Raw genomic sequence first — 13,323 nt, 5'->3', positions numbered from 1 at the left:
GCCTGGAGAACTTTCTTGGGCTCTTCGTGTTTTTTGGAGAAGAATTAATTAATTAACGAAAAAGTCATATAGCATTGGCTGTTGCAAGACAATATCAACATTAAGATTAATAGATTTGCTGCAATGGGGCAGATTTTAGGGAGAAAAATAGATATTTAATTTAGGTAAAAGTTTTAAGGGATTTATAGTACGATTTGAGGATTCAATTATTACATTTTTGAAACACCGCCCGATTTCTAACATTATTTTATTTTGGTTATGTGTAGTTTAAGTGGGGCTTGAAAGAATAAAATCGAGAAAGCTTCCGATGCAAGCGTCGATTCACAATCGCCTGAATGTGGGACCTATTCAAGTTTCGATATTGGCTGTTTTATACGAGATGTTGATGTATGCGATGGATTCAACTACCGCTATGGAACGCACGTTAAAGAGTTAGGTGATTAGTTGTCGGATGACTTTCGAAAGACGGAACATTCCTTTCTCCAGGTCAGCTAAAGAAGCGTAGGAATAAGAAAGGCGAAGGTACTGGGCTGCATGCTTATCATAGACATTTCCTGGATTTAATAGAATTCCATGCTCTAATGATTTATCAAAAAGTTCCCGTATGGAGATTGAAGGCAATATGCGCAGCCATATATAAAAACCGCCTCTAGGAACAGTCCAGGTCGCAATATCGGAAAAATACCTCTGTAATAAATCAATCATGATCTCTCTTCGAACCTTCAATTCTTTTCTGACCTCTTCCAAATGTTGATGATAGAGCCCGCTTGCTAGCCATTCCGCAACTGCCCATTGAGACAAGGAACTGGATCCGTAATCGGTTTGCATTTTAATATCCGCCAATCGCTCAATAACAGGCTTCGGTCCGACTATCCAGCCGATTCTCAGACCGGGACTCAATGTTTTCGACATGCTCCCAAGATATAAAACAAGCCCATTTTTATCGATGGCTTTCAATGGTGGGGGAGGCGGTGAATCGAGCCAGAGTTCTCGGTATACGTCATCCTCAATAATCGGCAGCCGCTCCTTTTCGCATACATCGATCAGTTTTCTCCGTCTTTCTTCGGACATCAAAATTCCTGTTGGATTATGAAAGGACGGAATTGTATAAAGCAATGAAGCATTTTGCCGCTTTTTTTGTTCCGAAATCTTATTTGCTTGAATTCCATGCTCATCTAAAGGAAGTCCAAATAATCGCATTTCGGCAGATTGAAATACATGCAGGGAATACAGGTACGATGGTTTTTCCAGAAAGATCGTAGCACCTCGCCGCAATAGACCTATTGATATCAATTGCAATGCCTGCAGAGCTCCTGACACAATCAAAATGGAAGAAGGGGAAGCTTCAATCCCGATGGTTTTCAAATATCTACTGAGCTGTTCCCTGAGAAAAAGCAGCCCTTTCGGTTCCTCGTAGCCAAGTGAATCAATGTGCCCCGTCAGCTTTTCAAATACTTGTTTCATCATCTCACGTGGAAATAAATCTGGAGAAAGCTCTCCTGTTCCTAAACGGATGATATTTGAATCAAACTCTGCTTTATTGATTTCCTGTATCGTAGGCAAATTAGGATAATAACTCCCCGCTTGCACATAGGAATTCCAGTCTGGGAGAGGAGTAGAGGTCATCAAAGACCACGAATTGTTAATAATCTTGGTACCGCCTCCTCTTTTTCCTTCCAGCAATCCATCAGCAATCAATTCTTCCATAGCCGCCACGATCGTACTGCGGTTCACTCCGAATGCTTTGGCCAATGTGCGTTGAGGAGGGATTTTTGTCCCTAAAGTCCATTCTCCTGTTTCAATCTTTTCTTTAATATATTCTTTGATCTGGATATAAAGGGGAACTGGAGTCGATTTGTCTGGCTTCCAATCTAATTCATTCATGAAAAAATACTCTCCCTTTACAATCATATGAGTCGATTATACAACTTGGTTGGTATTGAATCCATCCAATTGGTTGGAGACAATAATCGATTTCCGGGTAAAATTGTATTCATATGCTATACAATAGGAGGGATTGGATTGGCGGAAGCCTTTATTCACGGACTTATTCTTGCATTTGGACTTATTCTTCCTCTTGGCGTCCAAAACGTTTTTATTTTTCATCAAGGAGCTCTTCAGAAACACTTCATTCATGCGCTCCCAGCCGTTTTAACTGCATCACTATGTGATACACTTTTAATCATCCTTGCTGTTTTCGGAGTATCTATTATGGTCTTGGGTTCTTTTTTGATCAAAACGATTATGCTGTGCTTAGGGATTTTATTTTTGTTATACATGGGGTGGAGCACTTGGAAAAGTACCCCTTCTGCTGTTAAAGAGAATAACGGAAAAACAGCCAAGGAAACTTTTACACCATTCAAACAAGTTGTGTTTTCAGCATCGGTCTCGCTGCTCAATCCACATGCGATCATGGATACGATTGGAGTGATCGGAACGAGTTCACTTCAATACAATGAAGGGGAAAAAGCAGCTTTTGCACTTGCCTGTATTCTAGTTTCCTGGATCTGGTTTGCGGGGCTGGCTTTGGCAGGACGGAGAATAGGGGATCTAGATCAATCTGGACGTTTGATGAATGCTTTTAACAAAATTTCCGCGCTCGTCATGTGGGGAGCAGCGATTTATGTTGGATTCACACTGGCAAAATAAAAACAGGAGTTTACAGTAGAGGTTTCATTACTCCAAATAGTAAACTCTTGTAAGTCTATGAAACAGGATAATAAACTAAAAGAAAAAATCCAGTTGCTGATTACTATAATAATCGGGAGACCAAAACCAGGAGAAAATTTTTTTGCGGAGTTGAAAGGAGGAGATAGGATTGAAACACCCGTATGCTCATTATCGTCCTTTATTTCCTGTTTTAGCATCGAAAATCCATCTGGCGAGCTGTTCGCAAGGAGCCATTTCAAAAACTGTTTCCGAATCGATTGAAGCGTATATGAATAGTTTGCTAACGGCGGGGGGTAATTGGAATCAAGCAAAAAAAGTAGTTGAACAGGCAAAATACAGTTTTGCAAAATTAATCGGTGCTGAACCTAATGAAATTGCTGTATTATGCTCGGTCTCTGACATTTTTTCTGCTATCGCCTCTTCACTTTCTTTTGAAAAAGGGAAAAATATCATTGTGACGACAGATATGGACTTTCCAACCGCCGGTCATGTATGGCTCGCTCAGGAGAAATTTGGAGCAAAGGTCAGATTTATTCCTTCTCAACAAGGAGTCATTCCTTTAGAATATTATGAACGTTATGTAACGTCTGACACACTTGTCACATCCATTTCCCATGTCTGTTATTACAACGGTTTTAAACAAGATCTCAAAGCGATTGCAGACATTGTTCATCGTAAAGGTTCACTTCTTTTTGTTGATGCATATCAATCTGCTGGACAGGTGCCTATTGATGTAAAGAAAATGGATATCGACATATTGGCAGCAGGAACAAGGAAATACTTGTTAGGTATTCCGGGAATATCCTTCCTATACATAAAAGCTGAATTGGCAGAGAAATGGAAGCCGCGTGTCACAGGATGGTTTGGTCAGGAGGATCATTCGAAATTCAATGTTCATCAAATTATACCAGCAGCTGGAACACGTCGTTTTGAGACTGGAACGCCTTCTTTTATAAGCGCTTATGCCGCAGCTGCCGCTATTCGTTTACTTCTTGAAATAGGAGTGGAGAATATATCTTCTTATTTAAACCTATTAGCTCAATTCGCATTAGATTATGGACAAGAAAAAGGATTACACACTGTTACTCCTTTATCGGCTCACAAAAGAGGCGGCATAACTGCTTTTTATGTAAAAAATGCTGGGCAAATAGAATCGATCTTGAAAGAGAGAAATATCATTGTTTCTGCTAGAAACGACGTCATCCGAATCGCTCCTCATTTTTACAATACGCAGGATGATATTCGGCAAGCAATTGACGAGCTAACAACTGTTTTAACAGCGAATAAATAAGCAGCACAGGTCTAGGTACTGAAAGACTCGAAACTTTTGCATGGTTCCAATAACAATATATGAGTGGTTTAAAGCGGACAAAAGATTTGTGTGAATAGTCTATTTTTAACTTTATAGTGCAAAATTCAGCTAGTTTCATAACTAATGTCTTAACAGTTTTTTTCGGCTCCATTCAACGATCTGATGGAGCTTCAGTTTATTATTAAAAATGATTATTTGCAAATCGCAAATAATATAGTATAAATAAATATAGAGGTGAAAAAATGGAAAACGTTAGAGAGCTTTTTCAAGTGATGACACGTCGTTTTGGATTGCTGAATAAAAATTGCTGTTCTATTGATGGTGTTGATATTTCTCTCGTTCAAAGCCATATTCTATATGAAATTGATAAAAGAGAATACCCTTCTATGCAACAAGTGGCCGAAGTATTGGGAATGGATATTACGACATTCAGCAGACAGATTCAAAATTTGGTCAAAAAGGGTTTAGTAAAAAAAACGCCGCTCCCTGAAGATCGAAGAGTATACACGTTATCTCTAACCAACGAGGGAAAATTTATAGCAACAACTATCGATCGAGAAATCAGACAATATTTAGAAGAGGTATTTTCACACATGACGGAATTTGAGAAAGAAACAGTAATTCGTTCGATTAAATTGTTGAATGAGTGCATGGGAAAATCGAGCGTATGTTGCAAACCATTATTTTAAGGCAAGCTATCTTGGCTTGCCAATTCGTTAAACTTATATTTGCATTTTTCAAATAAAATAAAAGAGATAAGATTATTCGAAAATTTCTTTCTGTTTCGTTGGAATGAACTCTTTTATTTTTAGTATTTTGATTGTTATTCACTTTTTAGATAGATATATTCAGGCTTGAAAAATACGGATTGAAAGTCAAGCTATGCAAAGTAATGGCGAAAGGAGAGATAAAGATTAAAAAGGAAACATGAGAGAAGATTTACAGGACACCTTTTACTATTTGCTTTTGGGTTCAGGCGTTGGAGCCGTTATTCATGGCGCTGTACCGACAGAATGAATTTCAATCTAAATGGGGGTGTATTGCTGCAATCATCGAAAATCCTTGGAATGTCCGTCTTTTCGTGATTCCTATCTCGCCAATGTTGATTACAATGAGCATGACATTGCATTGATGATTAACTGAGAAGCTGCAAGCTTACCGGGATATCAATATTGCACAGTATCTTTAAAAAAAAACTAGTCTTTGCGTTTGTAGGCTCTGTCATGACGATGGCAGGGTTATTAGGATTTTTATTCTATCTTATTTAAGGAGTGATCACTTATGAATCACATGAATAACGATCAAATCCGGCAAAATGTCCGAAACCGCTATAAGAAAATTGCGATGCAGGAAGTGAATTCTGGGGGGTGTTGTTCAGTCAGTTCCGGAGGTTGTGGTACACCTAAGGAGGTATCGGCAAAACTAGGTTATTCGGATGAGGAATTATCTGCCGTACCAGAAGGAGCCAATCTTGGACTTGGCTGCGGCAACCCGCTGGCAATTACGGAATTGAAACCTGGAGAAGTAGCGTTGGATCTTGGTAGCGGTGCTGGATTTGATTGCTTTCTGGCGGCACAACAGGTTGGAGAAACCGGCCGCATCATTGGTGTAGATATGACGCCAGAAATGATCAGCAAAGCTCGGAATAATGCTGCCAAGAATGGTTATACCAACACCGAATTTCGATTAGGAGAGATTGAACATTTACCGGTTGCAGATGGTACGGTTGATGTTATTATTTCCAATTGTGTCATTAATCTTTCTCCAGATAAGCCCCAAGTGTTCAAGGAAGCCTATCGTGTGCTGAAACCAGGTGGTCGCCTCGTCATTTCCGACGTTGTAGCGACAGCAGAGCTTCCATCGGAAATCAAAAACAATATGGATGTCTTGTATTCGAGCTGCGTATCAGGAGCAGCATCAATTAGAGAACTGGAATCATTGTTGCAACAGAGTGGATTCACACATATCACCATTGAACCGAAAGATGAATCGAAGGAGTTTATCAAAGACTGGGTGCCTGGAGCGAACTTCGAAGATTACATAGTTTCTGCGGTCATAAAAGCAATGAAACCTTAAAAAACGCGGTGTAACAGATCAGAAACCGTACCGTTATGGATGTTGCCCTTCTACATTTAATCGTAAGTGTTGTTTTTGTGACATAGAAAAGGCAGTAGGGCGATTCCTAGTGCCTTTTCTATATAAAAAATAAGGAGAGATTAAATATGAACATTCGCAGCTTTTACAAAGAGGATTGGCTGCAAGTGAAGGAAATTTACGAGCAAGGAATTGCGACAGGACAAGCAACGTTTGAAACGACAGTGCCATCATTCGAAAAATGGGAGTCGACAATTGCGGAAAACTTGTGTCTGGTTGCTGAAGATGAAAAAGGTATTCAAGGCTGGTGTAAGATCAGTAAAGTATCAGATCGCTGCGTATATGCAGGAGTAGGAGAGGTGAGTGTGTATGTTCGAGATGTGAGCCGAGGAAATGGTGTTGGAAAACAACTTCTACAAGCCATGATCAAAGAATCGGAAGCAAAAGGATTTTGGACATTAAATGCAGGGATTTTCCCTGAAAACATACCAAGCTTACGTTTACATCAAAGTGTTGGATTTCGTGAAGTTGGTATACGACAACGTTTAGGAAAGTTAAATGGCGTATGGCGTGATGTTGTATTCCTTGAACGCCGCAGCAAAATTGTGGGTATAGATTAATCGTTGCTTTAAAAAAATGATAAACATTTCATAGTTTTCTAAAACACTTTCAAGAGTTTCTAAATGCTCCTTCTCTTTTTCTTTAGCAACGGAATAAAATATTCTTTCAACAGTTGTATAAGGTATTTTTTCCTTTCGACTCACTTCTTGGATAGTAGAGCCAATGCACATTTCGTACAGATATTCTCTGTACCGATTGGTCTGATGCTTATTAGGACTGATAGATTCAAATGTTTGTGAAAATACCTCATTACAGTTGTGACAACGGTATCTATACACTCTGACAAATAAGAAAAGGGGCTTACCTAATACGGACAAGTCACGAACCTTTCTTGTCCGCCAGTCATGGACATGACTAGAAAAAAAACCGCAGTAAGAACAGCGTTCTTCTGTAGTATTTTTCTCAACATGTAACAAATTGCAATCTTCAAGAAACACTTGTTTAACAACTTCAAATTCTGGCAAATCTAGTGATACGGAAAACACTTTAGAACCTCCTGTTATGTTAAGTCACGCTAACATTATTGCCAGGAATTCGTGAGTGTTTTCCTTATTTTTTGGGTTAAATCACAAAATGTGGTGATGAATCAACATAATATATGTAGTGAAATGAACGTTTATTCCTATAGTTTATTGATTTTATATAAATTTATATAAATCTAGTAGTACCAAACTAAATAGTATCTTATTGGAAATATTTTGGGTAAAAAGTTTTAGTCATAATAACATTAACCATCGACTTATTAAGCATAGTTATGAGAAAGTAATTTCCATGTGTCATTAGGAAATTGGTATTTTAAGTGTCCGATATGTAATGCATAAAACAAAAATAAACATATCGATTTAAATTTACTTTATTGACTGAACGGGGAATGATCCTGAAATTGTGAAATGGCTCTGTAACCGTAAATTTGATATTTAGTGTTCTTATCCAACATAACGAAATGAAATACGGAGAACCGTGTCATAAGTGATGGCAAACTTCAGTTAGTTGAAAAAGGATTTGATTTTAATTTGTAGAAATTATCGGTGTGGAAAATAGTTCTTTTTAGAAAGGAAGACGCTTAAAAAAGTTCTTGGAGCCTGAAATTTGGAATGACTTTGAGAAGACATATACAGATGCTAATTATGATAATATCTGGAATTCATTATTCTTACCTGAATCCGTGATGAATTGAAATCGACTTTGATTTTGTTGTAATTTTGATGGATTGATAATCCATAAAACCCTTTTTATGCTTATGACCTATGTCATCTCTATTTCCGAAAATGGAACAAATCTCTTTTTTAGGTATACGAACCAAAAAAATAGACAAAAAAGCACAGGGAGTGACGTTGGACATCAGTGCCCGAACATTCGTTCGTTATCTTGCCTCTCTCCATTTCTGATAGACGTTCAGTAGGGGCTCGCTATAGCCACTCCTTCGCGTCAGTTTCATCCAGATCTGTCGTGATCGACGGACGAGTCGCCCTGCCATCGTGATCACCGTCTGAATAATCGTCTTGATGCGGCGGCGTTTCACTTTGTGGTGCAACGGATGTCTCGGATCGCTTAATAGATCTTGTCCAATCAGACGAAGAAGATTGTAAACGAAGGCTCCCATGACCAACACGAGCGCATTCGTTTTCATCTTCCCAGATGGAAGCCGCTCTAAATCTAAGTCGCTCTTCAGTTCGCTATGAAACTGTTCGCATGTCGCATGGTCATGATACAACGCGAGCACATCGCTCATTCGAACATGCTCGTATCCTTTGAGCCGCACCCAATAGCTTTCCACTTCATAATCAGGAACGAGCATCAGCTGTCCATTGCGTTCCATCGTCCGTTCCGTCACTTGGGTGACTTGAACGTACGTATACGTGTTTCCATCGATCGCTGCCTTCTGTGGAAGGCATAGCTCATAGGTTTGTACTCCTTCGCTTTGTCCATCATCGACACGTTTGCCCTTTTGCGAAGCGATCTGGAACCAAAGCGCTGTCGATTCTCGGCGTAAGTTTCGCTTGATGACAAAGTCCACGTCTTCCTTTAGGCATACGTGCCCATTCGCTTCTGCATCGTTTCCTGCATCCATGCGAACAAGCAGACGAGATGAAGTCAGTTGACGAGCTCGACGGATAGCGGTGACTAAAAACGAGGGCATGTTGTTTTGCACATGTTGTTTCCCTGGACGCAACTCGGCATGAACGAGATACCCTTCCTTCCCTGCATACGCAAACAACGGTGTAAAACCGTCAAATCCTTTATACGTTCGACTGACTCCTTCTTTTTTCGTATCGGAGTTGTCAAATGGGGAACCATCTATATCAAGGGGAAGCCATGTCGTCTTTCCTTTGGTCCAACAAGGGGACAAAGTGGCATGTCGTTGAATCAACAGACGTATGGACTCCTCCCAAAGAATCGTTTCGGTCATCGGAAGACAAGCGAGCTGATCGAGTCGTTGTCGCAAGGTTGGAGAGGAAGGCACGTGCTGAATCCCCATCGATGCCGAAAAGATATCGTCCTGACGATACGCTTCGATATGATCGAAATCCGTTTTTCCTGTGGCAAGCAAGCCAATCATCGAGCGAATGACATCGCTATGGGAAATGTGCACTTCTCGACGAACCGTTGGAAGCCGAAGTGCGTTTACCCGTTTATCCAGTTTCGTTCGATGGAGTAAGTAGCCAACGAGAGCAAGCCCAGCACTTGGGGTAATCGCTTCATCTGTCAATACAAACCGAATCGGGAAATCTTTCATCACATCACCTACTTGATGAAGAATCGTCAACGTCGTTTTCCCTTATCGTATCAACGGTTTGCGACCATTGTAAAGATGTTTTGTCACGGATTCAGGAGTAAAAAAAGATTCCCTGTTTTGATTGTCAAATTATTGAGAGATTCTCTAATCGACAAAGAACAAGCAGGAGTATATCCCGCGCGGCCGTTTTTTGACTCCCAGCGAACCGCATATACAATCTGTTCGTCCTCGAAAAAGCCGCTTGAACAAGCGTATTTTTTCTTCAGGGGACGATTGGTTAGTAACTATCGAGCTAGTCGAAGTGACAGACTGATTATTTTCTTTCTTTTGCATCATAGCTGAGAGAACTTGTTTTAAGTATTCATAAAGCCTACAAAAAGCTATCCTAAAGAAATAGCAAAAAAGTAGCAGTTAACAATTTGATGAAGAATAATTAAAATGAGGGATGCTATAATGAGGATATAGAGTATTAAGAAAACGGTGGTGATAAATTTGTTATCACAGCAAGAAATACTTAACGAAATGTCCAGAAACTTAGATATATGGAAGGAAAAATATGGTGTAAAACGGATAGGTTTGTTTGGTTCGTATAGCCGGGGAGAACAAAAGGAGTCCAGTGACATTGATGTGTTAGTAGAATTTATGGATCATGCCATGACATTCGATAATTATATGGAGTTAAAATTCAATCTGGAAGATCATTTTCAAAAGCCGGTAGATTTAGTCATTTTAGATGATATCAAGCCATCATTAAAGTCGAGTATTTTAAGGAGTGCTAAGTATGCGGAGAGAGCCTAAAGTCTTTTTACAAGATATTCTTGCGGCTGCAGAAAAAGTTGAAAAATACACCAAGGGCTTATCTTATGATGATTTTCTAAACAATGACTTAGTGTCGGACGCGGTAATTAAAAATATATTAGTGATTGGTGAAGCAACGAAAAACATTCCAGACGAAATCCGACAAGCACACCCGCATATCGAATGGAGAAAGATGGCTGGCATGAGAGATATGATGATTCACGGCTATTTCTCCATTAATTATCGAATTGTCTGGGATGTTGTTCAGAATAAGATTCCTAAGTTAAAACAACATGTTGAACAATTACTAAGTGATTTTTAATAAAGACCAAATTTTTTCAAGTTAACATAGAACGTAGAGGATGATAATCGATAATAATTTACTCTCGTCAAAATCGCCCTTGCTACATTCGTATTTTCAACCGGCGTTGTCGTAAAATCTCTAGTTATTCATCGAATGTAGTTGGGGCTTTAACATTTGGAGTTTCTTCTAATCCCATAAAAAATCCCCATATAGACAAAATATCCCCGCCTTGGTACGAGTTATTAAGAGGCGGGGTTTGTTACTCATGGTATTTAATTTTGTCAAACAGTCGATATGTAAACAAAAACAAAGTGAAACATTATGCCCACTCTCTATATTTGTCCTTGATAATGAATTAAAACAACTTCATCTGTTCCTCATACAAACTGTTTTTTTCATCTAACACATAGCCCATGGCGCGGTATCCCGCCAATCTTTTTTCAAACATCTTTTGCATCATCGGGATGTTTTTATCCACGTAGTCATATACACGTACTTCTTGTTTATTCGCATGAATTCGATGCAAGCGTCCAACATATTGTTGCAGGGTGCCTTTCCATGAAATCGGCATGGCTAAAAATAGAGTATCTAACCTCGCATCGTCAAATCCTTCACCGATATATTTTCCTGTTGCAATCACTAATCTTTCCATGTCATCAGGAATGGAAGAAAGTCGATGCAATTGTTCCATCCGTTCTTTTTTCGTCATATTCCCGGAGAGTACAATAATATTTTTAGCAAATCCTTTAAATAATTGCTTTAAAATTTCAACATGTTCAATTCGTTCTGTTAAGATTAGCGGACAACGGCCTTCTTCAAGCGCAGACAACACATCATCAAATAATTGCTGATTTCGCTGTTCATTGAGTGCTGTTTCTTTATAAAGTTGCTGAATATCGTTGTGTGAGGACGTAAAGTTCGTGTACCTTGGAATTAAACGATGAACAAATGGCCTTACTTTTGCTTGGGTTTTCCCGTCAATTTTATAACGAATAGGACCACATTGCATGTGAATAACAGGGTGTAAACCATCTTTACGAATCGGTGTAGCCGTTAGACCATACACATACTTGGAGCGAACTTGTTTTAACACTTGTTCAAAGCTAAAGGCAGAAATATGATGGCATTCATCGACAATGATTTGGCCATATTGAGTAATAAATGACTTCAACTGACCCTTGTAATTTAAGCTTTGAATGGTTGCTATATCAATTTTTCCTGTTATTTTGTTTTTTCCGCCGACAATTTGTCCGATTTCTTTTGATGAAATATTAAGAAACGTTGATAATTGCTCCAACCACTGTTGCATCAACTGTGTCCGATGAACAATGACTAGCGTATTAACTTTTCGTTCCGCAATAAGAGCGGCCGCTATAACTGTTTTACCAAAACCAGTGGTTGCTGAAAGAACACCTGTATTGTGTTTCAATAATTGCAATATGGCATCGTGTTGCTGAGAAGTTAACTCACCTTGAAATTCCACCTCAATCGTCTGTCCATCGAATTGATCATCAATGATTTCAGTTTGAATGGATAATGACGATAAAAGGTTAATAACCTCCTCCAAACAGCCGCGCGGTAAGACTAAATATCCTTCCTCATCCCAAGAGCAATTAATCACTCGTGGTATTCCGTATGTAGACATGCGATTTTTCTGAGCTTTATAAAATTCAGGATTCGCTAATGTTGCTAGTTTCGTCAACTTAGTTAAAAGAGAAGAGGGGACTCTATCATTTGGAATGTATAGACCATTCTTTAATTCAATAGTAATTTTCTCTGGATAAACTTCGTTTACAGTAATAGATTTATTTTCGTAAAGCTGTACCACATCTTGTACTTCTTTTTTTGTCATCGTTTGAACAGAAGATAGATACAGCCATTGGTCTGGATAAGGAGTAAAGGATTCATCGACAAATACACTATTGCCGTTTATCCTTGGCTTTCGCTGAAGCGGCAATGCGATTAAATTTCCGAATCCGCCTTTTGGAAGCGTATCTTGATTCGGGAATAATCGATCATAGGAGTCTAAACCTATTTCATATCGTTTTTCCATTGTTTTAGTGAGCAATGTCATTCCCATTTTGCGAGCTAATGAAGCAGGAATCGCTTCGGAGAAGAAAATCCATACGTGTGCACCATTCCCAGATCTTGAGCGTTCAATGCTATACGGTACGGAAAACTCTTTACATACACGAACAAACGCCAACACATCCTCTTGCCAATTCTTTTTGTCAAAATCAATCGCCAAAAAGAAACACGTTTCATCTTTTTGCATCGGATAAATTCCAACAGTATGCTTCCCACTTAAATGATCGTAAAGTACTTGATCATTTAGCGGTAGCAATGTTCGATGCGGACACTCACTGCATTTGATCTCCGGTTTTCGACAAAGAGGTGGTTGCCACTCATAGGAACAAGCAGGTGTATATCCCGCACGGCCGTTTTTTGACTCCCAGCGAACCGCATATACATCTGTTCGTCCTCGAAAAAGCCGCTTGAATAATCGTATTTTTTCTTCAGGGGACGATTGGTTGTTGACTATAGAACTAGCCGTAGTTACAGAATTACTTTTTTCTTTCTTTTGCATCATCGTTGAAAGGATGTGTTTTAAATATTCGTTTTCTTTTCTTAAACGTTTGCATTCTGCAAGTGCTTGTTGCAACTGAATCCGGATATCCATGACTTTACCTCTAAAACATTTATTTAACTGTAATGATATTGTAAAGTATTGAGTTAGATGTGTAAATTAAGCAACTCTTCATGCTAGTATTTAATTAAACTACTTAA

General features: G+C 39.1%; 12 protein-coding genes. 8 read left to right on the top strand and 4 right to left on the bottom strand.

All coding sequences use genetic code 11. The features are described from left to right. Positions 1 to 432: 432 nt before the first annotated feature. Positions 433 to 1,884, bottom strand: coding sequence for a PLP-dependent aminotransferase family protein (locus NSQ94_RS09555; RefSeq protein ID WP_339230657.1), 1,452 nt, complete (start codon positions 1,882 to 1,884; stop codon positions 433 to 435). Between the two features lie 138 nt (positions 1,885 to 2,022). Between NSQ94_RS09555 and NSQ94_RS09550 the strand changes: the two genes are divergently transcribed. The 5 genes from NSQ94_RS09550 (at position 2,023) to NSQ94_RS09530 (ending at position 6,696) form a co-directional block, all read left to right on the top strand. Further along, positions 2,023 to 2,649, top strand: a complete 627-nt coding sequence (locus tag NSQ94_RS09550; RefSeq protein ID WP_066250744.1) for a LysE/ArgO family amino acid transporter — start codon at positions 2,023 to 2,025, stop codon at positions 2,647 to 2,649. 169 nt (positions 2,650 to 2,818) lie between these two features. After that, positions 2,819 to 3,961 carry an aminotransferase class V-fold PLP-dependent enzyme gene (locus NSQ94_RS09545; protein ID WP_339230654.1) on the top strand — a complete coding sequence of 381 codons (1,143 nt, stop codon included), beginning with the start codon at positions 2,819 to 2,821 and terminating at the stop codon, positions 3,959 to 3,961. Between the two features lie 263 nt (positions 3,962 to 4,224). Next, positions 4,225 to 4,671, top strand: a complete 447-nt coding sequence (locus NSQ94_RS09540; protein WP_066251755.1) for a MarR family winged helix-turn-helix transcriptional regulator — start codon at positions 4,225 to 4,227, stop codon at positions 4,669 to 4,671. A gap of 592 nt (positions 4,672 to 5,263) precedes the next feature. Continuing rightward, positions 5,264 to 6,058, top strand: a complete 795-nt coding sequence (locus tag NSQ94_RS09535) for an arsenite methyltransferase (RefSeq protein ID WP_066251753.1) — start codon at positions 5,264 to 5,266, stop codon at positions 6,056 to 6,058. 146 nt (positions 6,059 to 6,204) lie between these two features. Then, positions 6,205 to 6,696 carry a GNAT family N-acetyltransferase gene (locus NSQ94_RS09530; protein WP_066251750.1) on the top strand — a complete coding sequence of 164 codons (492 nt, stop codon included), beginning with the start codon at positions 6,205 to 6,207 and terminating at the stop codon, positions 6,694 to 6,696. Here NSQ94_RS09530 and NSQ94_RS09525 read toward each other — a convergent pair. Next, positions 6,631 to 7,182, bottom strand: coding sequence for a transposase family protein (locus NSQ94_RS09525; protein WP_339192831.1), 552 nt, complete (start codon positions 7,180 to 7,182; stop codon positions 6,631 to 6,633). The genes NSQ94_RS09530 and NSQ94_RS09525 overlap by 66 nt on opposite strands. A 590-nt stretch (positions 7,183 to 7,772) precedes the next feature. Between NSQ94_RS09525 and NSQ94_RS09520 the strand changes: the two genes are divergently transcribed. After that, positions 7,773 to 7,874, top strand: coding sequence for an aminoglycoside 6-adenylyltransferase (locus NSQ94_RS09520; RefSeq protein WP_232515539.1), 102 nt, complete (start codon positions 7,773 to 7,775; stop codon positions 7,872 to 7,874). A 186-nt stretch (positions 7,875 to 8,060) separates the two neighbouring features. On the opposite strand, the gene NSQ94_RS09515 is transcribed toward NSQ94_RS09520, so the two are convergent. Continuing rightward, the gene (locus tag NSQ94_RS09515) at positions 8,061 to 9,434 is read right to left on the bottom strand and encodes an IS1380 family transposase (RefSeq protein WP_339230728.1); all 1,374 of its coding nucleotides are present in this window, start codon (positions 9,432 to 9,434) and stop codon (positions 8,061 to 8,063) included. 522 nt (positions 9,435 to 9,956) lie between these two features. Here NSQ94_RS09515 and NSQ94_RS09510 point away from each other — a divergent pair. Both NSQ94_RS09510 and NSQ94_RS09505 read left to right on the top strand, forming a co-directional pair. Then, entirely contained in the window at positions 9,957 to 10,232 is a 276-nt protein-coding gene (locus NSQ94_RS09510) for a nucleotidyltransferase family protein (RefSeq protein WP_066248648.1), read from the top strand. Further along, positions 10,216 to 10,554, top strand: a complete 339-nt coding sequence (locus tag NSQ94_RS09505; protein ID WP_066248612.1) for a DUF86 domain-containing protein — start codon at positions 10,216 to 10,218, stop codon at positions 10,552 to 10,554. Before NSQ94_RS09510 ends, NSQ94_RS09505 begins: the two co-directional genes overlap by 17 nt. A 337-nt stretch (positions 10,555 to 10,891) precedes the next feature. On the opposite strand, the gene NSQ94_RS09500 is transcribed toward NSQ94_RS09505, so the two are convergent. Next, positions 10,892 to 13,216: a DEAD/DEAH box helicase gene (locus NSQ94_RS09500; RefSeq protein WP_066248608.1), complete on the bottom strand. Its 2,325-nt coding sequence runs from the start codon at positions 13,214 to 13,216 to the stop codon at positions 10,892 to 10,894. Between the last annotated feature and the right edge of the window lie 107 nt (positions 13,217 to 13,323).

Origin of the sequence: Aeribacillus sp. FSL K6-2833, assembly GCF_037965815.1 — a bacterium.
Lineage (GTDB): Bacteria > Bacillota > Bacilli > Bacillales > Aeribacillaceae > Aeribacillus > Aeribacillus composti.
Note: the sequence above shows the minus strand (reverse complement) of the source record. Positions and strands in the feature narration are given on the sequence as shown.

Coding starts and splice junctions, on each gene's coding strand:
- NSQ94_RS09500 (WP_066248608.1), bottom strand. CDS start 13,216: ATGGATATCCGGATTCAGTTGCAACAAGCACTTGCAGAATGCAAACGT.
- NSQ94_RS09540 (WP_066251755.1), top strand. CDS start 4,225: ATGGAAAACGTTAGAGAGCTTTTTCAAGTGATGACACGTCGTTTTGGA.
- NSQ94_RS09515 (WP_339230728.1), bottom strand. CDS start 9,434: ATGAAAGATTTCCCGATTCGGTTTGTATTGACAGATGAAGCGATTACC.
- NSQ94_RS09510 (WP_066248648.1), top strand. CDS start 9,957: ATGTCCAGAAACTTAGATATATGGAAGGAAAAATATGGTGTAAAACGG.
- NSQ94_RS09535 (WP_066251753.1), top strand. CDS start 5,264: ATGAATCACATGAATAACGATCAAATCCGGCAAAATGTCCGAAACCGC.
- NSQ94_RS09555 (WP_339230657.1), bottom strand. CDS start 1,884: ATGAATGAATTAGATTGGAAGCCAGACAAATCGACTCCAGTTCCCCTT.
- NSQ94_RS09505 (WP_066248612.1), top strand. CDS start 10,216: ATGCGGAGAGAGCCTAAAGTCTTTTTACAAGATATTCTTGCGGCTGCA.
- NSQ94_RS09530 (WP_066251750.1), top strand. CDS start 6,205: ATGAACATTCGCAGCTTTTACAAAGAGGATTGGCTGCAAGTGAAGGAA.